The sequence below is a fragment of the Sphingomonas glacialis genome (assembly GCF_006439055.1).
Classification (GTDB): Bacteria; Pseudomonadota; Alphaproteobacteria; order Sphingomonadales; family Sphingomonadaceae; genus Sphingomonas; species Sphingomonas glacialis_A.
The window spans coordinates 163,820-190,661 of record NZ_RCZC01000008.1 but is presented as its reverse complement, the minus strand read 5'-3'; the positions used below and the strand labels follow the sequence as shown (position 1 = coordinate 190,661).

Annotated in this window: 26 protein-coding genes, 1 pseudogene and 1 other annotated feature; of the genes and pseudogenes, 10 read left to right on the top strand and 17 right to left on the bottom strand. The window is 66.2% G+C overall.

From position 1 onward, the window contains the following. Positions 1-26: 26 nt before the first annotated feature. Both EAH76_RS20260 and EAH76_RS20255 read left to right on the top strand, forming a co-directional pair. Positions 27-1,481: an AMP nucleosidase gene (locus tag EAH76_RS20260; RefSeq protein WP_140852081.1), complete on the top strand. Its 1,455-nt coding sequence runs from the start codon at positions 27-29 to the stop codon at positions 1,479-1,481. A 69-nt stretch (positions 1,482-1,550) separates the two neighbouring features. Then, the gene (locus EAH76_RS20255; RefSeq protein ID WP_140852080.1) at positions 1,551-2,063 is read left to right on the top strand and encodes a hypothetical protein; all 513 of its coding nucleotides are present in this window, start codon (positions 1,551-1,553) and stop codon (positions 2,061-2,063) included. A 27-nt stretch (positions 2,064-2,090) separates the two neighbouring features. On the opposite strand, the gene EAH76_RS20250 is transcribed toward EAH76_RS20255, so the two are convergent. The 9 genes from EAH76_RS20250 to EAH76_RS20210 all read right to left on the bottom strand — a co-directional run bounded on the left by EAH76_RS20250 (position 2,091) and on the right by EAH76_RS20210 (position 12,040). Beyond that, positions 2,091-2,816 carry an SIMPL domain-containing protein gene (locus EAH76_RS20250; protein WP_140852079.1) on the bottom strand — a complete coding sequence of 242 codons (726 nt, stop codon included), beginning with the start codon at positions 2,814-2,816 and terminating at the stop codon, positions 2,091-2,093. Further along, positions 2,810-4,648, bottom strand: a complete 1,839-nt coding sequence (locus EAH76_RS20245) for a M2 family metallopeptidase (protein WP_140852078.1) — start codon at positions 4,646-4,648, stop codon at positions 2,810-2,812. Before EAH76_RS20245 ends, EAH76_RS20250 begins: the two co-directional genes overlap by 7 nt. 52 nt (positions 4,649-4,700) lie before the next feature. Beyond that, entirely contained in the window at positions 4,701-5,462 is a 762-nt protein-coding gene (locus EAH76_RS20240; protein WP_140852077.1) for an alpha/beta fold hydrolase, read from the bottom strand. Beyond that, positions 5,443-5,889, bottom strand: coding sequence for a GFA family protein (locus tag EAH76_RS20235; RefSeq protein ID WP_140852076.1), 447 nt, complete (start codon positions 5,887-5,889; stop codon positions 5,443-5,445). The genes EAH76_RS20240 and EAH76_RS20235 overlap by 20 nt, the downstream gene beginning before the upstream one ends. Next, a complete protein-coding gene (locus EAH76_RS20230; protein WP_241659811.1) occupies positions 5,886-6,338 on the bottom strand; it encodes a GFA family protein in 453 nt (150 codons plus the stop codon). The genes EAH76_RS20235 and EAH76_RS20230 overlap by 4 nt, the downstream gene beginning before the upstream one ends. A 221-nt stretch (positions 6,339-6,559) precedes the next feature. Continuing rightward, on the bottom strand, positions 6,560-7,588 hold the full coding sequence (locus EAH76_RS20225; RefSeq protein ID WP_140852074.1) for an aspartate-semialdehyde dehydrogenase: 1,029 nt from the start codon (positions 7,586-7,588) through the stop codon (positions 6,560-6,562). A 61-nt stretch (positions 7,589-7,649) separates the two neighbouring features. Beyond that, positions 7,650-8,366, bottom strand: coding sequence for an MgtC/SapB family protein (locus EAH76_RS20220; RefSeq protein ID WP_140852073.1), 717 nt, complete (start codon positions 8,364-8,366; stop codon positions 7,650-7,652). 4 nt (positions 8,367-8,370) lie between these two features. Then, complete coding sequence (locus EAH76_RS20215) at positions 8,371-10,599, bottom strand: S9 family peptidase (RefSeq protein WP_140852072.1); 2,229 nt, start codon at positions 10,597-10,599, stop codon at positions 8,371-8,373. An 82-nt stretch (positions 10,600-10,681) separates the two neighbouring features. Then, on the bottom strand, positions 10,682-12,040 hold the full coding sequence (locus tag EAH76_RS20210; RefSeq protein ID WP_140852071.1) for a DUF418 domain-containing protein: 1,359 nt from the start codon (positions 12,038-12,040) through the stop codon (positions 10,682-10,684). A 109-nt stretch (positions 12,041-12,149) separates the two neighbouring features. Here EAH76_RS20210 and EAH76_RS20205 point away from each other — a divergent pair, with 109 nt between their 5' ends. The 3 genes from EAH76_RS20205 to EAH76_RS20195 all read left to right on the top strand — a co-directional run bounded on the left by EAH76_RS20205 (position 12,150) and on the right by EAH76_RS20195 (position 15,391). Further along, entirely contained in the window at positions 12,150-13,010 is an 861-nt protein-coding gene (locus EAH76_RS20205) for an alpha/beta hydrolase (protein ID WP_140852070.1), read from the top strand. Between the two features lie 35 nt (positions 13,011-13,045). After that, entirely contained in the window at positions 13,046-13,732 is a 687-nt protein-coding gene (locus tag EAH76_RS20200; RefSeq protein WP_140852069.1) for a pentapeptide repeat-containing protein, read from the top strand. A 52-nt stretch (positions 13,733-13,784) separates the two neighbouring features. Continuing rightward, positions 13,785-13,840 (top strand) — a sequence feature (sul1 is cis-regulatory element that is thought to sense ions involved in sulfur or methionine metabolism; They are found in Alphaproteobacteria). A gap of 72 nt (positions 13,841-13,912) precedes the next feature. Then, on the top strand, positions 13,913-15,391 hold the full coding sequence (locus EAH76_RS20195; protein WP_140852068.1) for a SulP family inorganic anion transporter: 1,479 nt from the start codon (positions 13,913-13,915) through the stop codon (positions 15,389-15,391). 69 nt (positions 15,392-15,460) lie between these two features. Here the strand turns inward: EAH76_RS20195 and rplS are convergent, their stop codons facing one another. Genes rplS through EAH76_RS20175 form a run of 4 tightly spaced genes read right to left on the bottom strand, consistent with a single transcriptional unit; the run spans position 15,461 to position 17,232 of the window. Next, complete coding sequence (gene rplS / locus EAH76_RS20190) at positions 15,461-15,853, bottom strand: 50S ribosomal protein L19 (protein ID WP_010186138.1); 393 nt, start codon at positions 15,851-15,853, stop codon at positions 15,461-15,463. A gap of 1 nt (position 15,854) precedes the next feature. Next, positions 15,855-16,586: a tRNA (guanosine(37)-N1)-methyltransferase TrmD gene (trmD, locus tag EAH76_RS20185; RefSeq protein WP_140852067.1), complete on the bottom strand. Its 732-nt coding sequence runs from the start codon at positions 16,584-16,586 to the stop codon at positions 15,855-15,857. Beyond that, positions 16,583-16,960 carry a type II toxin-antitoxin system VapC family toxin gene (locus EAH76_RS20180; protein ID WP_194151052.1) on the bottom strand — a complete coding sequence of 126 codons (378 nt, stop codon included), beginning with the start codon at positions 16,958-16,960 and terminating at the stop codon, positions 16,583-16,585. Before EAH76_RS20180 ends, trmD begins: the two co-directional genes overlap by 4 nt. Further along, on the bottom strand, positions 16,957-17,232 hold the full coding sequence (locus EAH76_RS20175; protein WP_140852066.1) for an AbrB/MazE/SpoVT family DNA-binding domain-containing protein: 276 nt from the start codon (positions 17,230-17,232) through the stop codon (positions 16,957-16,959). Before EAH76_RS20175 ends, EAH76_RS20180 begins: the two co-directional genes overlap by 4 nt. A gap of 82 nt (positions 17,233-17,314) precedes the next feature. Between EAH76_RS20175 and EAH76_RS20170 the strand changes: the two genes are divergently transcribed. Continuing rightward, the gene (locus EAH76_RS20170) at positions 17,315-18,220 is read left to right on the top strand and encodes an NAD(P)/FAD-dependent oxidoreductase (RefSeq protein ID WP_140852065.1); all 906 of its coding nucleotides are present in this window, start codon (positions 17,315-17,317) and stop codon (positions 18,218-18,220) included. Here EAH76_RS20170 and rimM read toward each other — a convergent pair. From rimM to ffh, 3 genes and pseudogenes are all read right to left on the bottom strand, one after another. Then, positions 18,210-18,701 carry a ribosome maturation factor RimM gene (gene rimM / locus EAH76_RS20165; protein WP_140852064.1) on the bottom strand — a complete coding sequence of 164 codons (492 nt, stop codon included), beginning with the start codon at positions 18,699-18,701 and terminating at the stop codon, positions 18,210-18,212. The two genes, EAH76_RS20170 and rimM, sit on opposite strands and share 11 nt — an antisense overlap. Before the next feature lie 140 nt (positions 18,702-18,841). After that, positions 18,842-19,282 (bottom strand): annotated as a pseudogene (gene rpsP / locus EAH76_RS20160) (30S ribosomal protein S16); the annotation flags it as partial. Positions 19,283-19,324: 42 nt separating this feature from the next. After that, on the bottom strand, positions 19,325-20,815 hold the full coding sequence (gene ffh, locus EAH76_RS20155; protein WP_140852062.1) for a signal recognition particle protein: 1,491 nt from the start codon (positions 20,813-20,815) through the stop codon (positions 19,325-19,327). A gap of 227 nt (positions 20,816-21,042) precedes the next feature. Here ffh and EAH76_RS20150 point away from each other — a divergent pair, with 227 nt between their 5' ends. The 4 genes from EAH76_RS20150 (at position 21,043) to EAH76_RS20135 (ending at position 25,744) form a co-directional block, all read left to right on the top strand. Continuing rightward, entirely contained in the window at positions 21,043-22,680 is a 1,638-nt protein-coding gene (locus tag EAH76_RS20150) for a putative bifunctional diguanylate cyclase/phosphodiesterase (protein ID WP_140852061.1), read from the top strand. Positions 22,681-22,836: 156 nt separating this feature from the next. Beyond that, entirely contained in the window at positions 22,837-24,201 is a 1,365-nt protein-coding gene (gene mtaB, locus EAH76_RS20145; protein WP_140852060.1) for a tRNA (N(6)-L-threonylcarbamoyladenosine(37)-C(2))-methylthiotransferase MtaB, read from the top strand. Continuing rightward, positions 24,198-25,127: a signal recognition particle-docking protein FtsY gene (gene ftsY / locus EAH76_RS20140; RefSeq protein ID WP_133187457.1), complete on the top strand. Its 930-nt coding sequence runs from the start codon at positions 24,198-24,200 to the stop codon at positions 25,125-25,127. The genes mtaB and ftsY overlap by 4 nt, the downstream gene beginning before the upstream one ends. Next, positions 25,124-25,744 (top strand): inner membrane-spanning protein YciB, encoded by a 621-nt coding sequence (locus EAH76_RS20135; RefSeq protein ID WP_140852059.1) that lies wholly within the window; start codon positions 25,124-25,126, stop codon positions 25,742-25,744. The genes ftsY and EAH76_RS20135 overlap by 4 nt, the downstream gene beginning before the upstream one ends. Positions 25,745-26,228: 484 nt before the next feature. On the opposite strand, the gene EAH76_RS20130 is transcribed toward EAH76_RS20135, so the two are convergent. Beyond that, the gene (locus tag EAH76_RS20130; RefSeq protein WP_140852058.1) at positions 26,229-26,834 is read right to left on the bottom strand and encodes a superoxide dismutase; all 606 of its coding nucleotides are present in this window, start codon (positions 26,832-26,834) and stop codon (positions 26,229-26,231) included. Between the last annotated feature and the right edge of the window lie 8 nt (positions 26,835-26,842).

Below are 26,842 nucleotides of genomic sequence, written 5' to 3'. Positions count from 1 at the left end.
AACGTTCCCGGTTTAGCCCCTTCGGGATGACGCAAGCATCCGATATCGTCGCCGAACTCGATCGGCTCTATCGCGCCTCGGTGGCGCGGCTTCAGGCGGCACTGACCGCCTATCTCGCGACCGGCGAACGTCCGGCGCCCGACAGCCGCCACGATGGCAGCTTCGCCTATCCCGAGATCCACCTCCACTATCGCGGCGGAAGCGACCGGCCGACGCCGATGCGCTCGTTCGGTCGTCTCGTCACCGAAGGCGATTACGCGATCAGCGTCACCAAGCCCGCGATCTTCGCGGACTATCTCACCGAACAGCTGACGCTGCTGATCGAGGATTATGACGTCACGGTCGAAGCCGTGCCGGGGCGTCAGGAAATCCCCTTCCCGTACGTCATTGATCCCGGCCACGCGCTGAGCCTCGACCAGGTCTCGGCGGTCGAGCTGGCGCGACACTTCCCCGCGACCGAACTCGCGCATATCGGCGACGAGATCGCCGACGGCCTCTACGAAGTCAGCGACGGCGCGCGGCCGCTCGCGCTGTTCGACGGGTTGCGCACCGACTTTTCGCTCGCGCGACTGCGGCATTACACCGGGACGCCGCCCGAGCATGTCCAGCGCTATGTGCTGTTCACCAACTATCACCGCTATGTCGACGAGTTCGTCCGCTGGGCATTCAGCCAGCTTGCGCCGGACGCCGAGGGCAAGCCGTCGCGCTACACCGGCGTGTCGGGCGCCGGTGGCGTGCTGCTGCACGCGGGCGACGATGTCGAGGCGGCGCTCGCCGACACCAGCGCATGGCGGCGGCACCAGATGCCGGCCTATCACCTGATGGCGGCGGACGGCACCGGCATCACGCTCGTCAATATCGGCGTCGGACCGGCGAACGCGAAGACGATCTGCGATCACCTCGCGGTGCTGCGGCCCGAGGCGTGGCTGATGATCGGCCATTGCGGGGGCCTGCGCCCCAGCCAGCGGATCGGCGACTATGTCCTCGCCCACGCCTATCTGCGCGACGACCATGTGCTCGACGACGTCTTGCCGCCCGCAATTCCGGTGCCGGCAATCGCTGAGGTGCAGCTCGCGCTCGCGCGTGCGGCCGAGACGATCTCGGGCCAGTCGGGCGACGAGCTCAAGCGGCGGCTGCGCACTGGCACGATCGTCACCACCGACGATCGCAATTGGGAGCTGCAATATTCGCGCTCGGCTCTGCGCTTCTCGCTCAGCCGCGCGGTCGGCATCGACATGGAATCGGCGACGATCGCGGCGCAGGGCTATCGCTTCCGCGTGCCGTACGGAACGCTGCTGTGCGTGTCGGACAAGCCGCTCCACGGCGAATTGAAGCTGCCCGGCCAGGCCAACCGCTTCTACGAGCGCGCGATCAGCGAGCATATGCGGATCGGCATCGAAGCGTGCGAGGAATTGCGCCGCGAGGGGCAGAAGCTCCACAGCCGCAAACTGCGCGCGTTCAACGAGCCGCCGTTCCGCTAAGCCGCCCGCCGCCCGGGAAACCCTGACGACTTCATGCGTTACGCAAGCTCAACGAACAAGGAAGAGTCCATGGCAACGCCGCCGAAAAAGCCGACCGATACCGAGTCCAAGCGCCCGGCGGCGGACGCAGCCGCGACGCCGGCCAAGCCGACCCCACCCGCGAAGGCCAAGCCCGCCACCCCGCGCAAGGCGGCAGCGACCGCTAAGACCTCGGCCAGCCCCCCCGTAAAGGCCACCACCGTCAAGGCCCCCGCCCCGCGCAAGCCCGCCAAGCCGCGTCCGACGACCTCGACCCGCGCGACGGCAAGCAAGCCAGCGACTGCGCGCAAGGCGCCCGCCAAGACGACCGCCGCTGCCGCCACGCCGCGTGCCAAGTCCGGCAGCCGCTGGGGCAAAGCGACCGTCGTCGGCGGGATCGCCGCGATCGGCGCCGCCGCCACCGCCGCGCTCTTCGCCTTGCGCTCCAGCACGCCGCGCGACGAAAAGCTCACCCCCGGCGCGCACGCGCATCAGGCCGACGGCACCGATTCGAGCGCGTCGTTCGAAGCCGGGATCGCCGATGAGGGCACGATCCCCGAGTGAGGTAAGGTCTGTCGGCGCGCGCTGGCGCTATTTCGGCGCCAGCGCGTAATCGATCCAGAGCGTCGCCCGCTCGCGCATTTCCCCCGACGACATGGGCGTCGGGGGTGGCGGCGAACCCACGACGCTGACTCTATTTGCGCTGACGAAGAGATCAGGGGTCGCGGTGTTGCCCCGCTCGCTCAGCCGCAGCACACGCACCACTTTCATCCCCAACCCGTCGGCATAGGCATCCGCCTCGACCCGCGCCTTGGCGAGCGCATCGCGCCGAGCCTCCGCCAAAGCAGCCGTGTCGTTACGAAGCGACAGATACGGGCCGTTGACCGAATTCGCCCCCGCTCCGAAGCCGGCCGCGATGATGTCGGGCGCCTTGGCCAGATCGACGATCGTCACGCCGACCGAGTTGCGCGCGACATAGCCGGTGATCTGCGCCTGCCCCTCATAATCGGTCGGGCTATTGCGCGCGAAGCGCGGCTGGACGTTGATCTGCTGCGTGCGCAAATACCGCGCCTCGACGCCGGCCTTGCGCAGCGCAGCGATCACCGCGCTGATTTGGGTGGCGTTGGCGTCGGTCGCCTCGCGCGCGGTCGTGCCGGTGCTGACCACACCGATCGAGACCGTCGCCAGGTCTGGCCGCGTCGTCGCCTCCCCCACCGTCTGGATCTGGAGCAGCGTTTCCCCCGGACCAACGGTGGTCTGCGCCACCACCGGTCCGGCAATGGCGAAGAGCGCCAGGCCTGTCAGGAACTTCACCATCCGCTTGGTTTCCCCTGATTCTGCTTGTCCAGCCACGCTTTGAGCGGCGCGAAATACTCCACCATCGCCTGCCCCGAAAGCTCGCGGCTGCCGGTAAACGCCTGCAGCGCCTCGGGCCACGGCTTCGACTGACCCATCGCGAGCATCGCGTCGAGCTTCGCGCCGACCTCCTTATTGCCGTAGAACGAACAGCGATGCAGCGGCCCGGTCCAGCCCGACTGCTTGCACGCCGCCTGGTAGAACTGGAACTGGTACAACCGCGCGAGGAAGTAGCGCGCATAGGGCACGCTCGCCGCGACATGGTATTTCGCGCCCGGATCGAAGCGCGTCTCGTCGCGCGTGACCGGCGGGACGATCCCCTGATACTTCAGCCGTAGGTCGTTCCAGCTCTTCTCATACTGCCCCTCGGGCGTCGCGCCCGAGAAGACACCCCAGCGCCATTTGTCGATCAGCAGGCCGAACGGCAGGAAGGCGACCTTGTCCATCGCCTGCTTGAGCAGCAGGCCAATATCCTTGTCGGGGCTCGGCACCTTGGCGGGATCGAGCAGGCCGATCTTGACCAGATAATCGGGCGTGATCGACAGCGCGACGAAATCGCCGATCGCCTCATGGAAGCCGTCGTTCGCACCGTTGCGGTAGAGGAAGGGCTGCGCGTTGTAGGCGCGCTGATAGTAATTATGCCCCATCTCGTGATGGATCGTGACGAAATCGTCGCCATTGACCTTGGTGCACATCTTGATGCGCACGTCGTTGAGGCTGTCGACGTCCCACGCCGAGGCATGGCAGACGACTTCGCGATCGGCCGGCTTCACGATCTGCGAGCGCGCCCAGAACGTATCGGGCAGTGGCTTGAAGCCGAGCGAGGAGTAGAAGCCCTCGCCGGTCTTGAACATCTTGATCGGATCGTAGCGCTTGGCCTTGAGCAGCTCGCCGACATCGTAACCGACATCGCCCGCGCCCGCAGGTGCGACGACGTCATAGATGTTGCCCCATTCCTGTGCCCACATATTGCCGAGCAGATCGGCGCGGATCGCGCCCGTCTTGGGCTGCACCGCGTCGCCATATTTGGCGTTGAGCTTCCAGCGGACATAGGTGTGGAGCGCCTTGTAGAGCGGCTCGACCTGCTTCCACAGCGTGTCGGTGGTCGCCTCGAACTGCGCCGGGGTCATGTCGTACCCCGAGCGCCACAATGCGCCGACATCGGCGTATCCGAGCCCCTTTGCGCCCTGGTTGGCAATCACCACTTCACGAGCGAAATCCTTGCGCATCGGCGCGCCGACAGCGTCGTGCCAGCTGACCCACATCTCCTTCGACTTGGCGGGATCACGCACCTCGCCCATCGCCGCCTCGATGTCGCTGCCGTTGATCGGCTTGCCGTCGAGCGTGCCCTTGCCCTTGCCATAGTCGGAGCCGAGCTTGGTCACGATTGTCGAGAGCTCGGCTGCCGCGCCCGGCGTCGTCGGCGCGGGCAGCGTCAGGCCGTTGCGCAGCAGGTCGATCTTGCGCTTGGTATCGAACGACAGGCCCGGCACGGCGGCATATTTCGCGGCCTCGAGCGCGAGGCGGACCTGCATCTCGGTGCCCTCGGCGCCGAACTTGGCGGCGATCGCATCGGTGTCATCGGTGATGTAGGTCGCGTTGATCCACGCCGCCTGCTGCGCGGGGGTCGAGAAATCGGCGAGTTCCTTCTCGGCGCGGGCGACGAAGGCGTCGGCCTCGGCGGTGGTCGGTGCGGCCGTGGCGGCAGCGGGCGTCGGTGCGGGCGCGGCGAAAGCCGGTGTGGTCGCCAGCGCCAGAACGAGCGCGAGCGAAGAAATACCAGTGCGGATCATGAAGGGCCCCGTTTTGCGTGATGCGGCAATCTGTGCCGCGCCACGCGCCCGGTCAAGCCGCTAGAAACTCTGCAATTGCCGCGCCGAGTTCGGGCTTGAGCACCGCGCTCATATGGGTGCCCGGCACCGACCGGAAGGTCGCATGCGGCATCGCTGCAGCCAGCGCTTCGCCCGAACCGTTGTCGTCGTCGTCGACGCCGGTGAGCACCAAGGTCGGCACCTCGACCGCCGCGATCGCCTCGGCCGGCGTATCGACGAACGTGTCGAGGATGCGCAGCAACGCCTCCGGATCGCCACCGGTGGTCTTGAGGAATGCCTCGGTGAGCCACTCGCTGCTCCCGCGCGTGAAGCTGCCAAGATTGGTCAGGACGTTATGGAAATAATGCCCGCGCCCCGCGGTATGGAGGATCCCCTCGAGCCCCATCCCTGACAGCACCGCGCGCCGCGGCGTGGCGCCATTGGCGAGCATCCGCATCGTCGTGCGCCCGCCGAGCGAATAGCCGGCGAGATCGTAATCGGTGAGCCCCAGATGTTCGATCAGCGCGAAGCCGTCGCGCATCAGCACGTCGGGCGGATAGCTGGCGGCATCATGCGGCTTGGCGCTGTCGCCATGCGCGCGCAGGTCGGGCATGATCACGCGGAAACCGGCCGCGGCGATCTTTGCGGCATGGCCGTATTTGATCCAGTTGATCGTCGCGTTCGAGAAATAGCCGTGGATCAGCACGACGGGCCGCCCCTCGCCCATTTCGCGCCACGCAAGGCGCGTGCCGTCGAAGCTTTCGAAAAACTGCGGTTCAGTCGGGGAGTTTGCCAAGCGCTTTCATCCATCGATCGGCCGTGGAGGGATTATCCGCCACGCGCGTCGTCGGGAGGTCCTTAGTGTCGAGCCATGCCACGTGCCAAGTCTCGGGCGAGAAATGATGCATCGGGCGGAAGCGCGATGGATCGTCGAAGCTGCCGATGGTGAGATCCATAGTCTCGCCCGGCTCGAGAAATTCGAAGGTCAGCGGCGTGCCGCACGCGGCGCAGAAACCACGCTGCGCGATCGGCGAGGATTGGTAGCGATCGGGTTCGCGTTCCCAGGTGACGGTGGCGATCCTGACGCTCTTGAACGCGATCGACACGCCACCGGTGGCGCGCTGGCACATCCGGCAATGGCAGAGATACGCGTCGTCATTCTCGATTTCGACGTGGTAGCGGATGCGGCCGCATTGGCAGCCGCCGGTGACGGTTTCGGTCATGCGCGTGCTCGCATCATAATGGCGATGAACTCGGCCGGAGGCGCGTTTTCGGCGAAGGTTGGCACGTCGTCGGCGATCGTCACCCACGGCTGCTTGCGCTTCACCCAGATATGCGTGCGCGGGGTCACCGTGTCGCTTGCGTCGAGCGTGCCCGCCCGCACGACCGCGATCCCCGGCCGCGCGCTGTTGGTGTTGTAGATGCGGGCATGGCACACGCCGCACAGCCACTGGTGCGATTCCGCTCCGCTGGCATTGGTGATGCGATAGTCGACCACCGGCCCCGTTACCGTAATGGCGTCCTCGCGGATGAGCGCCTGCTCGCTGAACGCGCTGCCCGACCAGCTCTGGCAATCCAGGCAATGGCAGCAATAGATCGGCGGCATCGCGTCGAGCGCGAGCGTGTAGCGCGTCGCGCCGCAGCGGCAGCCGCCGGTCAGGGTTTGAGGCAAAGCTTGGCTCCCGGCAAGGACTGGGCGGAGTATCGCGCGGGTTCGTGATTGGCGCAACGGGAACCATTGATCGGGAGTATCCGCCCCCCCTTGATCCGTCATTCCCGCGCAAGCGGGAACCCATTAGCGCTGACGCCCGATGGTTCAGGGGCCAGCCAGGATGGATCCCCGCCTTCGCGGGGATGACGGCCGGGGGGTAGGTGCCCCCGAACGAGGTGCCGTCAGTCCCCCTTGTTCAGATACCGCCGCCCGAGCAGCTCCGCGATCTGCACCGCATTCAGCGCCGCGCCCTTGCGGAGGTTGTCCGAAACACACCACAGCGACAGACCGTTCTCGACGGTCGGGTCTTCGCGCACGCGGCTGATGAAGGTCGCATATTCGCCGACGCATTCGACCGGCGTGACATAGCCACCGTCCTCGCGCTTATCGACCAGCATCACGCCAGGCGCCTCGCGGAGGATCTTCTGCGCCTGTGCGGCCGAGATCTCGTTCTCGAACTCGATGTTGATCGATTCCGAATGCCCGACGAACACCGGCACGCGCACGCAGGTCGCGGTGACCTTGATCTTGGGATCGAGGATCTTCTTGGTCTCGACCACCATCTTCCACTCTTCCTTGGTCGATCCGTCGTCGAGGAAGCTATCGATGTGCGGGATCACGTTGAACGCGATCTGCTTGGTGAACTTCTTGGCTTCGGCCGAATCCCCGACGAAGATGTTGCGCGATTGCTCGAACAGTTCGTCCATCCCCGCCTTGCCCGCGCCCGACACCGACTGATAGGTCGACACGACGACGCGCTTGATCTTCGCGAAATCATGCAACGGCTTCAGCGCGACGACCATCTGCGCGGTCGAGCAGTTGGGGTTGGCGATGATGTTGCGCTTGGTATAGCCCGCGATCGCATCGGGGTTCACTTCCGGCACGATCAGCGGCACGTCGGGGTCCATCCGGTAGAGCGACGAATTGTCGATCACCGTGCAGCCTGCAGCGGCAAAGCGCGGCGCGTGGATCGCGGTCGCTTCCGAGCCGATCGCGAACAGCGCCATGTCCCAGCCGGTCGGATCGAAATGGTCGATATTCTGGATCTTGAGCTTGCGCCCCGTCTCGCCGAAATCGACTTCGTCGCCCTGGCTGCGCGAGGATGCGACGACGGCAACATCCGCCAGCGGAAATTCGCGCTCCGCCAGAATATTGAGCATTTCGCGCCCGACATTGCCCGTCGCGCCCGCGACCACGATCCGATAACCCATAAGTTCCTCCAATTCGGATCGCGCCCGTAGCGTCATTACGCCGGCACGTCCAATCGCTTTGCTAATCGTGCGTGCGCGCCTGCCAGGTCGCATGGGTTATTCCATGCACCGTCGCAAGATGATCGGTCAGCGCGTCGAGCTCGCTCACCGCTATATTGGTACTGACGAGCTTGGCCACAATCTCCACCCGGTCCTCGCCACGCGAGATGATATCGAGCTCGGCGACCGGCAACTGCGCGGTCTCGAGATGCTCGGTCAGCAGGTCGCCCATCGGGCCGGCGTCCTCGGCATCGGTGGTGATCGTCACGCTATAGGTCGCCTCGACGCTGCGCCCCTCGAGCGGGATGCGGTTGATCGCATCGACCAGCGGGCGGAGCATCGTGTTGGCGAGAATGACGAAGCCGGTGAGCAGCACCGCCTCGGCGATCATGTCGCTCCCCGCGATCGCGCCGACTGCCGCCGAGCACCAGAGCGTCGCCGCGGTGTTGAGCCCGCGAACGTTCATCCCCTCCTTCATGATCACGCCCGCGCCGAGGAAGCCGATCCCCGACACGACATAGGCGATGATCCGGATAGACTCGACGTCGCCGCCCAATCGCTGCCCGAGATCGACGAACGCGGCCGATCCGAGCGCGACCAGCGCGTTGGTGCGCAGGCCCGCGGTCCGCTGGCGATACTGCCGCTCGGCACCGATCAAAGTGCCGAGCACGAACGCCACGAGATAGCTGACGACCGTGTCGAGGAACGGCCAGAGGTGAAAGGTCGTCAGGAAGCGCAAGGACTTACTTCTTGTCCTTCACGTTCCGGTCGAGGAACGTCAGGATCGTCCCCCACAGATGCTCGCTGATCCCCGGCCCACCGACGCGGTGCGTGTAGCCCGGGTAGAACATCATCTCGAACGGCGTAGCGGTCGCCTGCATCCGTGCCGCAAACGCGGTCGAGTTGGTGAACACGACATTGTCGTCCGCCATGCCGTGGATCAGCAGCAGCGGATCCTTGATGTCGGGCGCCTTGCCGAGCGCGTCGGACGCGAGATAGGCCTGCTTGTCGGCGACCGGCGAGCCCATGTAGCGCTCGGTATAATGGGTGTCGTACTGCTCCCATTGCGTGACCGGCGCTCCCGACACGCCGGCGGCATAGACGCCCTGGTTCGCCTCGAGCATCTTGAGCGTCATATAGCCGCCATACGACCAGCCATAGATCGCGACCTTGGCCGGATCGACGAACGGCTGGCTCTTGATGAACTTCGCGCCCGCGAGCTGATCGGCGACCTCGACCGTGCCCATCGCGCGGTAGATGTGATCCTCGAACGCCTTGCCGCGATTGTACGAGCCGCGATTGTCGATCTGGAAATAGATATAGCCGTGCTGGACAAGGTACTGCGGCAACGCCCCGCCCCAGCCGCGCGTGACCTGCTGCCCGGTGCCGGGGCCGCCGTAATGCTGGAAGAAGACGGGGTATTTCTTCCCCGGCTCGAGCGGCGGGGTGATCATCTCGTAATAGAGCTCGGTGCCGTCATCGGCCTTGATCGTGCCGAACTTGGTCTGCTGGTGGCTCGCGAGATAGGGGTAGTACGGATGCCCCGGCTTGACCGCATTCTCGTTGATCCACGACAGCCGCTTACCGTCCACATCCGCCAGATAGACCTGCGTCGGCTGGGTCGGGCTCGAGCGCGAGACGATCATCCGCGTGGCCGCGTCATCCATCGTGCCGTTGTTCCACCAGCCGGCCTCGGTCAGCCGCGTGATCTGGTTCGGATGCGCGATATCGACCGAATAGAGGTGCTGCTCGAGCACACCGTCCTTGTTGCCGGTGAAGAACAGCCGCCCCTTGGCCTCGTCGACGCCGAGCAGCGCCTGGACGACCCAGTCGCCCTTGGTCAGCGCGGTCCACTTGCCCGCGGCGAAGCGGTAGAGATGGCCGAAGCCGGTCCGCTCCGAACGCCAGATCAGGCTGCCGTCCTTCATCGGACGGTATGCGTCCGAGAGGTTGAGCCAGCTGCGCTCGCCAGACTTTTCAGTAAACAGCACCGTAGCCTTGCCCGTCGCGGGATCGACCTTGAGCATGTCGAGCGTCTTCTGGTCACGGCTCTCACGCTGGACGAGCAAAGCACTGCCATCGGGCGTCCAGTCGACGCGCGCGAGATAGATGTCGGGGTTGCTGCCGAGGTCTACCTTGACCTTGCCCGACCCATCCGCCTTCATCACGTACAGCGCGACCGCGACGTTCGGCGTCCCAGCGGCGGCATAGCGCTGGCCATAGACCTTGGTCCCGTTCGCGCCGATCGCCGCACGGGTGACGATTCCGACCGGCGCCTCGTCGAAGCGCTCGACCGCGATGTGGCTGTCGGCAGGCGACCACCAATAGCCCGTCCGCCGGTCCATTTCTTCCTGCGCAACGAACTCCGCCTCGCCCCAATGCACCGTCCCGCCGCCATCGCTGCTGACCGGCCGCGCATCGCCGCCGCCGAGCGGCTGGACGAAGAGGTTCTGCCCGCGCACGAAGCTGACGAAGCCACCCTTGGGGCTGATCACCGGGTTGAGCGCGCCATCGCCCGGCGCGTTGGTCAGCCGTCGCGTGCTGCCATCGAGCCCGGCGAGATACAGGTCGCCATCGATCGGCACCAATATCGTCTTGCCGTCAGGCGCCCAGTCATAGGTGACGATGCCCTTCGAGCCCGCGATCCGCGCGCGCTCGCGCTGCATCTTCTCGGCCTCGGACAGTTCGGCGCCCGAGCCGACCTTCTTCGAATCGACCAGCATCCGTTCCTGCCCGGTGCGCGTGTCGCGCGCCCACAGGTCGAAGCGCTCCTTCTCCTCGGCGCGCGGGCGCAGCGAGGTGAGCAGCGTGCCATCGGGCGAGAGCTTGACGCCGCGCGGCTGGACGCCCGAGAGATCGGGGCTGCCGAACACCGCTTTCAGCGTCAGCGGGGTAGCCACGGGATCAGCAGCCATGGCCGGCACCGCCGCACAGGCGAGCATCACGCCCGCAAAAGCCCAACTCGCCCGCATCCCGCATCTCCAGTCCCTATCGCGCCCCAGACGGGCGGTGGAGCGCGCTTATCGCGGGGTGCGTGCGCGAGGTAAAGGGACCTTAAGCGAGTGCGGGCGCGCCCTCGGCCTGCGGCGCGCGCGGACGCTTGCGCCATGGCAGCACGCGCTGCTCGACCAGCGAACGCCACGCCCATTCGACCGGCGCAATGTCGTACTGCCGCACCCACAGGTTCGCGCCGACCAGCAGCACCGCGTCGATCACCAGCGAGGTCACCATCAGCGGCCCCCAGGTCATCTTGCCGTACAGGCCGAGCACGAACGGCGGATACAGCACCCACAGGCAGATCAGCGTCTGCGCGATGTAGATCGACAGCGCGGTCCGCCCCGCCGCGACGAACGGCCGCAAGAGCCGCGCGCCGAACACCGTCTGGACGAGCAGATTGATCAGCGCGACATGCCCGAGCGTCATCGCCTGGCGCGCGATCTCGTAGCTCGCCCAGAAGGTATAGGGGCCGTTGCCGAACTGCATCTGCTCCTGCGCGCCGATCACACGGAGCGGGATCCCCACGCCGTAAGCGATCACCGCGGTCCAGGCGTAGAACCGGCGCGACCGCCGACCCTGCAGGATGCCGAGCTTGTAGAGCGCCGCACCCAGCAGCATCACGCTGGCCGCCTCCCAGATGAACAGAAGCTCGAGGAACTGCGCTTCCATATCGATAAAGATGCGCCACTGCTTCGTCGCCCAGGTTGCGAAGGTGCCGGTCCGCGCGGTGTCCTCGGCGGCGATGTCGCTGCGCAGCTTCGCCTTGCTCTCGGCGCGCTTCTTGGCTTTTTCGGCTTTGGCCTTGAGCAGCTTGCGCTCGTCAACGGTCGGCTTGGCGCCCGCGGCGACCTTCGCCTCGATCGCCGCGACCTGCGTCCGCGTATGCAGTGTCTGATAATAGCCGAAATACCCGCCGCCGACGAGCTGGAACAGCGCGAGCGTCAGTCCGATCATGATCAGCAGCCGCGGCCGCAGCCGACGGAACAGGAACGCCACCAAAGCGGCCAGCCCATAGGTGTGCAGAATGTCGCCGGGCCACAGCAGGATGAAAACGTGCACCAGCCCGAAGCCGAACAGGATCAGGTTGCGGACATAATAGCGCCGCAGCACGACCCACTCGCCCGCCCGTTCGGCGACACGGTCGGTGAGGATCACCATCCCCGCGCCGAACAGCATCTCGAGCATGCAGCGCGCCGTGCCGTTCGCGAACACCTCGCGCAGCCACCACGCCACCTGATCGCTCGCCGACCAGCCGAGATGGCGGATGTCGTCGAACGACGCATAGAGCGACTGCCCCATGTCGTTGATGTTCATGAACAGGATGCCGAGGATCGCCACCCCGCGCAGGATATCGAGCACCGCGATGCGCGGCGCGCCATCGGGTTCGGCGGCAGTGGTCATTGCGACGTCGGACATGATCCCCCCCATGGCCTCAAATCGCGAAAAGTATAGCGCGATGACGTGTGTTATGCAACCATAACACAATCGCGCTTGTGGGGAGCGCGGGCGCCGCCAAAGGGGACTTATGAAACCGCCTAAAATCCGCCTGCTCGCACAGGTGGCGCTCGGCGCCGCGCTCCTCGTCGCGGCGGCAAGCCCGGTGTCGAGCCAATTGATCCATGACCGGATCTACCCCGCGCCGACCGCCCCGATCGCCGCCGCGTCGCTCCCCGCGGGCGCGCAGCGGGTGACGCTGACGACGAGCGACGGCCTCGCCATCACCGGCACCGAGATCCCGCCTCGGCCGGGCAAGCCGACACTGCTTATCTTCCACGGCAATGCGTCGAGCGCGATGGACTCGCTCGACTGCTTCGCCCCGCTCGTCGCCGCCGGCTACGGCGTCGTCGCCGCCGAATATCGCGGCTATTCGGGCAATCCCGGCCGCGCCGACGAAGCCGGCCTCGGGCGCGATGCCGATGCGTTCTACGCCGAAGCCCGCCGTCTCGCTGCCGGGAACCGCGTGATCGTCGTCGGGCACAGCATCGGCGGCGGCGTCGCGTTCGGCCTCGCCATGCGGCAGAAGCTCGACGCGCTGGTGACGATCGGCACCTTCACCGGCCTGCGCGCGATGGCGCCCAAGATTGCGCGCGCCTTCATCGCCGATCGCTACGACAATCTCGCCGCGGTGCCCAAGCTCGACGAGCCGTATTTCCTGATCCACGGCCTGGCCGACGACACCGTCCCCGCCGCGATGGGGCAGGAGCTCCACAAGGCAGCCTTCCTCGCCAAGCGCGACGGTTTCAGCGCGGTAATCCGCGGCGCGGGACACCATCCCGATGGCGCGGTGATCGCCGCGATCATCGAAGCGATCGCTGCGCGTCTCGACCATCCCGACGCCGCCACCCCGCCGCTGCCCGACACCGTCAAGCTGATCGCGTTCCGATAAGTCGCACTTCCCGGCGCATCGGGCTAGGAAGAGCGATGACCGCTCCCCTCCCCACCGTGTCGAGCGTCGAAACGCTGCAGCGCGACGATCTCGAACGCCTCATCGCGACCGGCGCGCAGCACCTCGTCGATTGCGACTTCGACGAGAGCGATCTGTCGGGACTCGATCTGTCGCACTGGCGCTTCGAGCGCTGCAGCCTGCGCCGCGCCGATCTGTCGGGCGCGCGGCTCGAGGGGACGGCGTGGGTCTCCTGTCGCGCAGCCTTCGCGGAATTCACCCGCGCCGACCTCGCCGATGCGCGCTTCGAGGCGAGCGACATCAACAATGCCAGCCTGCGCAATGCCACGCTGACCGCCGCCAGCTTCGAACGCTGCAAGCTCACCGGCGCCGACCTGTCCGGCGCCAAGGCGTTCGATTTGCGCTTCGACGAAGTGCTGTTGATCAACGCCAAGCTGCCGAGCTTCTCGTTCCGCAAACAGACGCTGCGCAAGATTGACTTCGGCCAGGCCGATCTGCGCAAGAGCGATTTCCGCGCGGCGGTGTTCGAGGATTGCAGCCTGCGCGACGCCGGTGTCGCCGGATGCAGGTTCGACGGCGCCGACCTGCGCGGTTGCGATCTCGGCGGGATCGCCTTGGTCGACGCGCGCCAGTTCCGCGGCGCGACGATCTCGCGTGAGCAAGCCGGGCAGTTGCTGGGAGAATTGGGTTTGCGCGTCCTTTAGTGCCCCACCGTGTTGCGCCGCAGCACAAACCGCATTACCTAGAGCGCACTCGCATGGACCCGGTGCAAATCCGGGTGGCTATTCCGGCCGCCGATCCGCCGGACAACGCACATCGCAATCCGAATTTTGACGCCGCTCTAAAGAGACGGCGCAGCTGCGATTTCTGCGGACACTCCTTTTATGAATGCTACTCCCTTGAAACGCTATGCCGCTGAATGGTTCAGCGGCGTCGGTGGCGCCCGCCGCGATGTGCTCGCGGGCCTGGTCGGCACCTTTGCCCTGATCCCCGAAGTCATCGCCTTTTCGTTCGTCGCCGGGATCGACCCAGAGGTCGGCCTGTTCGCCTCTTTCGTCATCGGAATCGTCCTCGCCTTTGTCGGCGGACGCCCGGCGATGATCTCGGGCGCCGCCGGATCGGTTGCGCTCGTCGCGGCCGCCTTGGTGCACGGCCACGGCCTGCAATTCCTGCTCTACGCGACGGTGCTCGCCGGCCTGCTCCAGATCGTGTTCGGGCTGCTCAAGCTCGACGTGCTGCTGCGCTTCGTCTCGCGCTCGGTGCGGACGGGCTTCGTCAACGCGCTCGCGATCCTGATCTTCTCGGCACAGGTGCCGCAGATGCTCGGCGTCACCTGGCACACCTATGCGATGATCGCGGGCGGCCTGGCGATCATCTACCTCGTGCCCCGCATCACGACCGCGATCCCTTCCCCGCTGATCTGCATCGTCGTGCTGACCGCGATTAGCATCGCCTTCCCGATGCCGATCCACACCGTCGCCGATCTCGGCCGGCTTCCCACATCGTTGCCGGCGTTCGCCTTGCCGAACGTCCCGCTCGACTGGGCGACGCTGCGCATCGTCGCGCCCTACGCCTTCGCGATGGCGGCGGTCGGCCTGCTCGAATCGATGATGACCGCGAGCGTCGTCGACGATCTCACCGACACCAGCAGCTCCAAGGCGCGCGAATGCACCGGGCTCGGGCTGGCGAATGTCGCGGCGGGCCTGTTCGGCGGGATCGCGGGCTGCGGCATGATCGGCCAGACCGTCGGCAATGTCCGCTATGGCGGCCGCGGGCGGCTGTCGACGCTCGCGGCGGGCGTGTTCCTGCTCGTCATCATGGTGCCGCTCCGCCCCTGGGTCGCGCAGGTGCCCGTCGCGGCGCTCGTCGCGATTATGATCATGGTGTCGATCAGCACCTTCTCGTGGAGCTCGCTCGCCGATCTGGCGCGGCATCCCAAGGTCTCGGGCGTCGTCATGCTCGCGACCGTCGTGGTGACGGTGGTGACGCACGACCTCTCCGCCGGGGTCGGCGTCGGCGTGCTGCTCAGCGGCGTGTTCTTCGCCTTCAAGGTAACCAAGCTGCTGCGCGTCGAGACCACGTTCGATCCTGAAACCGATACGCGCAGCTACACCGTGTCGGGGCAGGTGTTCTTCGCCAGCGCCGATATCTTCGCCGATCAGTTCGATCTGCGCGACACCGCGCGGACCGTCCGGATCGACCTGACGCGTGCGCATCTGTGGGACGTGACCGCGGTCGGCACGCTCGAGGACGTCGTCACCAAGATGCGGCGCCACGGGACGATCGTCGAGCTGATCGGCCTGAACGCGGCAAGCGCGATCCTGGTAGACCGGCACGCGCCCCTGGTCCGCGCCGAGGCCTAAGCACAAAAAAGGGCGCGGGGATCGAAATCCCCGCGCCCCTTCCTGTGCCTTGCGGCGCTAGCGATCCGATTACTCGGCGGCAGCGACCGTCTTGGCCGGACGCGTGTCGCGACGCTCGGCGATACGCGCCGACTTGCCGGTGCGACCACGCAGGTAATACAGCTTCGCACGACGCACCGCGCCCTTGCGGACGACTTCGATGCTGTCGATGTTCGGCGAGTAAAGCGGGAAAACGCGCTCGACGCCTTCACCGAACGAAATCTTCCGTACGGTAAAGTTCGAACCCATGCCCTTGTTCGAACGCGCGATGCACACGCCTTCGTAGTTCTGGACGCGGGTGCGCTCGCCTTCGACCACCTTCACGCCGACCTTCAGCGTATCGCCGGGGCGGAATTCGGGGATCTTCTTGTTCTCGAGAAACTTGGCGATGTTCTCGGCTTCGATCGTCTGGATGAGATTCATCTCATGCGTCCTTCTTCGTTCGTCGCGCGCCAGAGGGCGACTGGACCCGAGCACCCTCATGGCGCTCCCATAGATCCGGCCGCCTTAGCCGTGTTTCGGTCTCGGCCATGTGCTTGCGCCATGCCGAAATCCTCGCATGATCCCCCGATCGCAACACTTCGGGGATCGTGCGCCCTTCCCATTCATATGGTCGGGTATACTGCGGGTATTCGAGCAGCCCCGTTTCGAAGCTCTCGTCCACGCCGCTATAAGCCGCGCCCATTACGCCGGGGAGCAGCCGAATGCAAGCATCGAGCAGGACGAGCGCGCCCATCTCGCCGCCCGACAGGATATAGTCGCCGATCGACACTTCCTCGATCTCGCGCGCGCCGAAGATGCGTTCGTCGAAGCCCTCGAAGCGACCGCAGAGGATGGTGACGCCCGGCCCTTCGGCAAGACTGCGCACGCGCGCCTGGGTGAGCGGCGCGCCGCGTGGGGTCATGGCAAGCAGCGGGCGCCCGGCGGGTACGCTGTCGATCGCCGCGGCGAGGATATCGGGGCGCAGCACCATCCCTGCCCCACCGCCCGCGGGCGTGCCGTCGACGGTACTATGCTTGTCGGTCGCGAAATCGCGGATGTTGCGCGCGTCGAGGCTCCACCGCCCCTCGCCCAGCGCGCGGCCGGCAAGCGACAGGCCGAGCGGACCGGGGAACATCTCGGGATAGAGCGTGAGGATGGTGGCGGCGAAGGTCATTGGGTCCAGTTCTCGACACGCAGGCCGGGTACGTCGGCGAAATCCACCGCGTTGTTGGTGACGATCGCCACGTCGAGGCTGAGCGCGTGTGCCGCCAGCAACCGGTCGAACCGCGCGCGCTTGAAGGGGAGTTGCGCATAAGCGCGGGCGGCGGCCTCGTCGAAGGGAAGGATCGGCACGACCCGGATGAAGGCATCGAGAACTTCGGCGCTCGGTGGCTTGCCGGCAAAAGTGCCAACGGCGATCTCCGCGAAACTGATCGCGGAGATCGCCACGTCGCCAGGATAACAGGCGGCCAGCCTGTCATTGAGCGGCGAATGCCGTTCGGCCATTGCGTAGATCGCCATGTCGGCATCGATCAGAAACTGCGTCACCTATCGCGTGCCGCCAGCCGTTTCGCGATCGTGCTGGGCCGCTCGTCGAAATCGCCGTGCGGGATCAGCTTCGCCCCGGGCGCCTTGCCCGCGAAGCCGCTAATGTCGATCGTCCGCCGTGGCGCATCGACCGGCTCGATGCGGAACGACATGGGGGCCTCCTTGACCATCCGCACTTCGGTGCCCTCGGGAATGCCCATGCCTTTGGGCAGCCGCAAGGCAACCGAGTTGCCCGACTTGAATGTGGTCCCGTGATACGATTCTTCGTCCATCTCGGCCTCCGTATACACGTTATGTATATACTTCGAACCTGGCCGTCAAGGAACAACGCCGCTCCATACGCGTATCGCCGCGATGGACGATTGCATCATCATCGGCGCCGGCCCGGCCGGCCTGACCGCGGCGATCTACCTCGCGCGGTTTCATCTGCGGATTCGCCTGTTCGATTGTGGCAGCAGCCGCGCCGCGCAAATCCCGCGAACGCACAACCATGCCGGCTATCCCGGCGGCATCAAGGGCACCGAGCTGCTGCGGCTGATGCGCGAACAAGCCGCGGAGTTCGGCGCGGCGCGCGAAGAGGCCGAGGTGACCGCCATCGTCCCCACAGGCGATGCCTTCGAGGTGCAGGTCGGGTCGCAGCGCTATGCGACGCGCTCGGTCCTGCTCGCGACGGGGGTCGTCAATCTCCGTCCGAAGATGGATGCGGTGGAGCATGACGAAGCGCTCGCGCGCGGCTTGCTGCGCTATTGCCCGATCTGCGACGGCTATGAGGTCACCGACAAGCGCGTCGGCGTGATCGGCACGGGCACGCACGGGATGAAGGAGGCGCTGTTCCTGCGCGGCTATACCCGCGACGTGACGCTGATCGCGCCCGGCGGCGCGCACGACCTCGACGACAGCTGCCGCGCCAAGCTCGACGAAGCCGGCATCGTCCACCGCGACGGGCCCTGCACCCCGATCCAGGTCGAGGACGACCAGATCGTCGTGACCACGCCCGATGGCGCACTCAGCTTCGACAGCGTCTATCCCGCGCTCGGTTCGACGATCCGATCACAATTGGCGGTAGCGGCCGGCGCAAACGCGACCGACGAGGGCTGCCTCGAGGTCGACGACCACCAGCGCACCTCTATCCCCGGCCTGTTCGCGGCGGGTGATGTCGTGAAAGGGCTCGATCAGATCAGCCACGCGATGGGCGAAGCGGGCGTCGCCGCGACGACGATCCGCAATCTGCTCGACGAGCGTCAGCCGCTCAGACGATAAAGCCGACCTCGACGACGAGCTTCTCGGCATCCCATTCGGGCACTGCATCGGCGTTCATCGGAATCATGAAACGCTTGCCCGGCTTGCCGTCTTCGGCTGGCCGTTCGATCTCGATCACGTCGCCCGCGCCGAAATCGTCGATCGCGACGACATGGCCGAGCGCTTCGCCCGTGGTCGAAACCGCAGGCAAGCCCAGCAGATCGGCATGATAATATTCGCCCTCGCCGAGCGGCGGCAGCGCCGAGCGCGGCACGGTCAGTTCGGTCCCGCGCAAGGCCTCGGCCTTGTTGCGGTCGGTCACTTCGGCGATCCGCGCGATCATGCCGTTGCTACCGTGGCGCACCGACTTCAACGACAGCGTGCCGCCGTTGAAGTCGGTATACGCGGCAAGGTCCTCGGTGAAGACCTTGAGACGGACCTCCCCCGTCACGCCGTGCGCGCCGATGATGACGGCGAGCGTGACGGGGTTGTCCTTTTGCATCAGCCGTTCGCCGGGGTTTCTTCCGAGGTCGCCTCAGCAACGGCTTCGGCTTCCGGGGTCGGGGTTTCGGTCGCGGCTTCTACTTCCGAAGCGACAACCGCCTCGGTCTCGGCCTGGCTGGCAGCGGCAGCGGCTTCAGCAGCCTCGGCAGCGGCAGTGGCCTTGGCCTCTTCCGCAGCGGCAGCGGCTGCGACCTTGGCTTCTTCCTCAGCGGCGGCAGCAGCGACCTTGGCGGCCTCGGCATCATCGAGCTTCTTCTGGCGCTCTTCGACGCGCTCGACGGCCTTCTCGCCGGGCTTGCCCTTGTTCGGGTTGTTGCGGGCAGCGCGCTCGCGCACACCCTTCACGTCGAGGAAGCGGGCGACGCGGTCGGTCGGCTGCGCGCCGACGCCGAGCCAATAGCCCGCACGCTCGGTGTCGAGCACGATGCGCTTCTCGTCATCCTTGGCGAGGAGCGGGTTGTAGGTGCCGATCTTCTCGATGAACTGGCCATCGCGCGGTGCACGCGCATCGGCGACGACGATGCGGTAATACGGGCGCTTCTTGGAACCGCCGCGCGAAAGACGAATGCTGACTGCCATGATAGAGTACCTTCTTGCTTTAATACGTTGATTGGGTTGAACTTATTTCTTCTTGAGCAAATTCTCGAAGCCGGGGGGAAGCTTGGTCTGGCCGCCGCCGAGACCGGGGAGCCCGCCGCCGGCGCCGCTGAGCATCTTGGCCGGGTCGATCCCGCCAAGGCCACCCAGGCCGCCGCCGCCCATGCCGCCACCACCGCCGCCGCCGCCGAACATCTTGGCCATGCCGGCGAGGCCGCCCATCTTCTTGATCTTCTTCATGGCGTTGGCCATTTCCTGGTGCATCTTCAGGAGCTTGTTGACGTCCTGCACGGTCGTCCCCGAGCCCTTGGCGACGCGGATCTTGCGCTTGGCGTTGAGCAGTTCGGGCTTGCGGCGCTCCTTGGCGGTCATCGAGGTGATGATCGCATCCATCCGCACGAGGACCTTTTCGCCGCCGACCTGATCGACCATGCCCTTCGCCTTGCCCATGCCGGGGATCATGCCGGCGAGCGCACCGATGCCGCCCATCCGCTGCATCTGCTTGAGCTGAGCGCGCAGATCGTCGAGGTCGAACTGCCCCTTCGCCATCTTGGCGGCCATCTTCTCGGCGTCTTCGACCTGGATCGCTTCCGCCGCGCGCTCGACCAGCCCGACCACGTCGCCCATGCCGAGGATGCGGCCAGCGACACGCTTGGGATCGAACGCCTCGAGCGCGTCGAGCTTCTCGCCCATGCCGGCGAACTTGATCGGCTTGCCGGTGACGGCGCGCATCGACAGCGCCGCACCGCCACGTGCATCGCCGTCCATGCGGGTCAGCACGATACCGGTGAGCGGAACCTGCTCGGAGAAGTTCTGCGCCACGTTGACGGCGTCCTGACCGGTCAGCGAGTCAACGACGAGCAGGATCTCGGTCGGCTTGGTGACTTCGGCGACGGCGCGCATCTCGTCCATCAGCGCCTGATCGACGTGGAGACGCCCCGCGGTGTCGAGCATCAGGACGTCATAGCCCTGCAGCTTGGCCGCCTGCAGCGCGCGCCGCGCGATATCGACCGGCTGCTGCCCGGCGACGATCGGCAGCGTCGAAACCTCGGCCTGCGTGCCGAGCACCGCAAGCTGTTCCTGCGCATTCGGACGATTGACGTCGAGCGACGCCATCAAGACCTTCTTGCCCTGCCGCTTGGCGAGCCGCAGCGCGATCTTGGCCGTGCTGGTCGTCTTGCCCGAGCCCTGCAGGCCGACCATCATGATGATCGCCGGCGGCGTGACGCCGAGTTCGAGCTCGGCCGCCTCGGCGCCGAGCATCTCGGTCAGCGCATCGCTGACGATCTTGACGACCTGCTGCCCCGGCGTGACCGAGCGCAGCACGTTCTGGCCGACCGCCAGTTCGGTGACCTTATCGACGAAATCGCGTGCCACCGGCAGCGCGACGTCGGCCTCGAGCAGCGCGACTCGCACTTCGCGCATCGCCGCGCGCACGTCCGCCTCGGTAAGCGCACCGCGCCCCCGCAACCGATCGAACACACCGCCAAGACGGTCGCTCAGGCTCTCGAACATCCGAAAAAAACCTTCCAAAACATCGCGTCCGCACCGTAACGCAAAGAACGCCGGCGGACGAAACCTCGTCGGCCGGCGTAGCCCCATGGGGCAGCCCTCACGGTCCTGTACAGGAACGATCGGTGCGCCCTACGCCGTTTCGATGCGTCACGCAACTCTCGGGCTTAACCCCATCTACACAGCTGGCGTGGAAAGACGTTTCCTCACTACGGGGTGGACAGCTTTCTATGACGGTCGAGACACGTGGCGATTCCAGCGACGCGGGCGGTGCTGCCCCGCCCAAACGCCGCGAGATCCTCAACGGCGCGATCACGGTCGCCTCGATCCTGTTGTTCGTCGGCACCGGGAGCTCGGTGCTGTCGACCACCATCCGGCACTATGTCGACGGCGGCGACGGGCCCGACCAGACGCTGGTGATCGCGCTGTTGCTCAACGTCGCGCTGATCCTGTTCGGCTGGCGCCGCCACCGCGAGCTCGCCAACGAAGTGACGATTCGCACCGCGGCCGAGGAGCGCGCGCAGATGCTCGCCGCCAAGGATCCGCTGACCGGTTTCCTCAACCGGCGCAGCCTCGCCGAGGAAGGCGCCGCAATGTTCGTGCGTGCGCAGGCGCGCAACAAGGCGATGGCGCTGCTGATGCTCGATCTCGACCATTTCAAGATGGTCAATGACATGCACGGCCACGCGATCGGCGATGCCCTGCTCCAGCAGGTCGCGCTGCAGATCGCGGGCGCGATGCCGGGTATCGCGCTCACCGCGCGCTTCGGCGGCGACGAATTCGCCTGCGCCTTCCTGTTCGACGCAGGCCACCCCGCGACCGTCGAGCGGATCGCCGAGAAACTCGTCAGCCAGCTCGCCCAGCCCTTCTATATAGAGGGTCTGCAGCTGCATATTTCAGTCTCGGTCGGCATCGCGCGATCGGACTTCGATTGCGCGAGCATCGATGCGCTGATGCGCTCGGCCGACATCGCAATGTACGCCGCCAAGAATTCGGGGCGCAACCGCTTCGCCTGGTTCGACCTGTCAATGGAGCGCGAGCTGCAGGCGCGCAACGAACTCGAAGTGGGCTTGCGCAACGCGATCCCGCGCCAGGAGATCGTCCCCTATTTCGAGCAGCAGATCGATCTGACGACCGGACGGCTGAGCGGGTTCGAGGTGCTGGCGCGCTGGGATCACCCGACGCGCGGGCTGATCGTGCCCGACGCCTTCATCCCGATCGCCGAGGAGACGGGCATGATCGCCGATCTCTCGCTGTCGCTGATGCGCCAGGCGTTCCTCGCCGCGAAGGATTGGGACGCCGGGCTGTCGCTGTCGGTCAACATCTCGCCGAGCCAGCTGCGCGATGCGTGGCTCGCGCAGAAGATCATCAAGGTGCTGACCGAGACGGGCTTCCCGCCGAGCCGACTCGAGATCGAGATCACCGAGACCGCGTTGTTCGACAATCTCCCGCTCGCGCAATCGATCGTCGGCAGTCTCAAGAACCAGGGCATCCGGCTGGCGCTCGACGATTTCGGCACGGGCTATTCGTCGCTCGCGCATCTGCGCGCGCTGCCGTTCGACCGGATCAAGATCGACAAGAGCTTCATCATGTCGATGAACGACAATACCGAAAGCGCCGCGATCGTCACCGCGATCACGCGGCTCGGCGACAGCCTCAACCTGCCGATCACCGCCGAGGGGATCGAGGAGCTCGCCGTCGAGGAACGTCTGCGCGGGCTCGGCTGCGGCAAGGGGCAAGGCTATCTCTATGGGCGGCCGACCAGCATCGCCAACACGCGGCGGATGCTCGCCGAGCGGCGCTTGCTGCAGGTGGCAGCGAGCGAGACGGTCGAGTCGGACAGTACGGACACGCGCCGCGCGGGCTGAACCTCCTCCTCCCCTCCCTGGAAGGGAGGGGTCGGGGGTGGGTCGGCCTAATGCAAGCGTCGACCTCTCCACGGGCCAACCCACCCCCCAGCCCCCCCCTTCCAGGGAGGGGAGGAGCATGGACTTACCGCCCCACGCCCCCTAGATCGCGACGCAATGCCCGATCCGCAGATCATCTCCCTCGGCTGCCGCCTCAACATCGCCGAAAGCGAGGCGATCCGCGCGCTTGTCGGCGGGCGTGATCTGGTGGTGGTCAACAGCTGCGCGGTCACCAACGGCGCCGTCGCCGAGACGCGCAAGGCGATCCGCCGCGCGCGCGCCGAGCGGCCATCGGCGCAATTGGTCGTGACGGGATGCGCCGCGCAGATCGACCCGGCGAGCTTCGCCGCGATGCCCGAGGTCGACCGCGTGCTCGGCAATAGCGAGAAACTGACGTCGCACGCTTGGGACGCTTCCGATCCCGTCATCGTCGGCGACATCCTGCGCGTTCGCGAAACCGCCCCGCATCTCGCCCCCGCTTTCGCGGCGCACGCGCGCGCGTTCGTCGAGGTGCAGAATGGCTGCGACCATCGCTGCACCTTCTGCGTGATCCCGTACGGACGCGGCAACAGCCGCTCGGTCCCGGCAGGCGCGGTGATCGATCGGATCGCTGGCCTCGTCGATGCCGGCCACCGCGAGATCGTGCTGACCGGGGTAGATCTCACCAGCTACGGCCCCGATCTGCCCGGCGCGCCGAGCCTCGGCCTGCTGGTCGAGCGGATCCTGCGCCATGTGCCCGCGCTCGAGCGGCTGCGGCTGTCGTCGCTCGACGGGATCGAAATCGACGACCGGCTCTTCGCGCTCCTTACGCAGGAAGCGCGGGTGATGCCGCACGTCCATCTCTCGCTCCAGGCGGGCAACGACATGATCCTAAAGCGGATGAAGCGCCGCCATTCGCGGGGCGAGAGCGTCGCTTTGGTCGAACGGCTCAAGGCGGCGCGCGCGGACATTGCGATCGGGGCCGATCTGATCGCGGGTTTCCCGACCGAGGACGATGCGATGTTCGCCGACACGCTCGCGCTGATCGACGATTGCAACGTGGTCCACGCCCACATCTTCCCCTATTCGGAGCGCGACGGCACCCCTGCCGCGCTGATGCCGGCTTTGCCCGTTCCCGTACGCAAGGCCCGAGCGGCGCTGCTGCGCGAGGCTGGCGCGCGGCGCAAGGCGGCGTGGCTGCGCGGGCTGGTCGGCACGACGCAAGACGTGCTGGTCGAGCGGCCGGGGGATCGCGGGCACGCCGCGAACTTTGCCGAGGTGCGCTTCGACATGCAGACGGTCGGGACCGTCCAGTCGGTCCGCATCGCCGCCACCGACGGCAGCACGCTCAGCGCCACTCCCCTTCCCGCTTCCCCGGCGAAGGCCGGGGCCCGGTCGCGGGACACTCGTAGCGATGCGCAGCGCCCGCCGACCATCGCCATTTCTCCTGGGCCGCGGCCTTCGCCGGGGACCGAAAAAATGTTGCAAGAGACCATCGCATGACCCCCACCTGGCACGACAAACTCCTCGGCGGGTTCAAGCGCACCTCCGACCGGCTGCTCGGCAATCTCGCCGGGCTCGGCACCGGACCGCTCGACCGCGCGACGCTCGATGAGATCGAGGAGGCGCTGATCGCCTCCGATCTCGGCCCGCAGACCGCCGCCCGCATCCGCCACCGTTTGTCGACCGGCGTATTCGAGCGCGACATGGAGGATCTCGGCATCCGCCTCGTCGTCGCCGAGGAGATCGAGAAGGTGCTCGACACCGTCGCCAAGCCGCTCGAGATCACCGGCTTCCCGCGCCCGCACGTCATTCTGGTGATCGGCGTCAACGGCTCGGGCAAGACGACGACGATCGCCAAGCTCGCGCATCTGCTGAAAGAACAGGATTACGGCGTGATGCTCGCGGCCGGCGACACCTTCCGCGCCGCCGCGATCGGCCAGCTCGCCACCTGGGCCGAGCGCGCCGGCGTGCCGATCATTTCGGGCAAGGAAGGCGGCGACGCCGCGGGGATCGTCTACGAGGCGGTCAAGCAGGCGACCGCGACCGGCATCGACGTGCTGATCGTCGACACCGCCGGGCGCCTCCAGAACAAGCGCGAGCTGATGGACGAGCTCTCGAAGATCCGCCGCGTGCTCGGCCGACTCAACGTCGATTCGCCGCACGACGTCCTGCTCGTGCTCGATGCGACCACGGGGCAGAACGCGCTCAGCCAGATCGAAGTGTTCAAGAAGGACGCCGGCGTCACCGGCCTCGTCATGACCAAGCTCGACGGCACCGCACGCGGCGGCGTGCTCGTCGCCGCGGCCGAGCAATATGGCCTGCCGATCCACGCGATCGGCGTCGGCGAGGGGATGGGCGATCTGCGCCCGTTCGACGCGAACGAGGTTGCGCGGATCATCGCCGGCGTGGAAGGGGTCCGCAAATGACCTCCACCCCCACCAAAAAGGCGCCGCTCGGCGCCGGGCAACGCCTGGCGATCGACATCGGCCCGATCGCGATCTTCTTTCTCGTCAATTTCCTTACCCCCGGCCTCGACATGGTCAAACTGATCGCGGGGACGACCGCGTTCATGATCGCGAGCATCGCGGCGATGGTCTATTCGCTGGTGCGCTCGGGACGGATCTCGCCGATGCTCTGGCTGACGGGGACGCTCGTGCTCGTGTTCGGCGGGCTGACGCTCTATTTCCACAATAAGGAATTCATCCAGATCAAGCCGACGGTCATCTACGCGATGCTCTCGGCGATCCTGGTGTTCGGCCTGGCGACGGGGCGGCCGCTGCTCAGCCTGTTCCTCGAAGCCGCCTATCCCGGCCTCAACGAGACCGGGTGGCGCAAGCTGACGATCAATTGGGCGGTGTTCTTCGCCTTCCTGGCGGTGATCAACGAAATCGTCCGCCACGAATTCAGCTACGCCTTCTGGCTCGGTTTCAAGCTGTGGGGCGTGATCCCGCTGACGCTGATCTTCGCCTTCGCCAATGTGCCGATGCTGATGAAGCACGGTTTCAGCACGCAGGACGAGCCACCGATCCCCCCGCAGGAGTGAGTCCCGTCAGCCCTCTCCCATCCTTCATGGGAGAGGGTTGGGTGAGGGTCTTCTTCTTGTCCACGCCCGCCCCGACCAGGGCCCTCACCGACTGCGACTAGGCCGGCCCGAAGAAGGCGGACCAAGTCTGCGTAGCCTCTCCCGCGTGCGGGAGAGGGCGGGTGTTCCTTCGCTTGGTCTGCAAATCGCGGGGGAGAGCCCCCTGCTCCATCCCCCGCACGATCGTGTCGCCGTTGCCGGTCTTACCGGCGGCCTACCTCTTCCGTCGTTTTTGTTATGATCCGGCGCTACGACAGCGACTCGACTATATCAGGCGCCAAAACAAAAAAAAGGCCGGTCTTTCGACCGGCCGTGAAAGTTTTAGGAGAGGATGCCTGAAAGGCACACTCTTTGTGCAGTGCAGCAGGATCTTTAGCAATTGCGTTGTTTGCGCTACCAAATGCGTTTCATGCAACTGTAACCGCCGAGACCCTGCCGCCGCGTGTCAGGCCGCGTCGAAGCGCTTGCCGGCTTCGTCCCAGTTCACGACGTTCCACCACGCCTTCAGATAGCCCGGACGGTCGTTCATGTAGGTCAGGTAGTAGGCATGCTCCCACACGTCGTTGGCGAGGATCGGCGTGCCCTTGTCCTTGGCATCGTCCATCAGCGGATTGTCCTGGTTCGGCGTCGAGACGACCTTGAGCGCGCCGCTCTCGTCCTTGATCACCCACGCCCAGCCCGAACCGAACTGGCCCGCACCCTTGGTGTTGAAATCGTCCTTTAGCTTGTCGAGGCCGCCATAGGCGGTGATCGCCTCGGCAAGCGCGCCCGAGGGCTGCGTCGTGCCGGCCGGGCCCATGATCTTCCAGAAAAAATCGTGGTTCCAGAAACCGCCGCCATTGTTGCGCACCAGCGGCGGCAGGCTCGAGATCATGCCGAGGATTTCCTCGATCGTCTTGCCTTCGAGCTTGGGGTCGGCCGCGACGCCTTCGTTGAGCTTGGCGGTGTAGGCCGCATGATGCTTGTCGTGATGGAAGGTCATCGTCTCTTTCGAGATCGTCGGCTCCAGCGCGTCATAGGCATAAGGCAGCGGGGGAAGTTCGAAAGCCATGGGTCTTC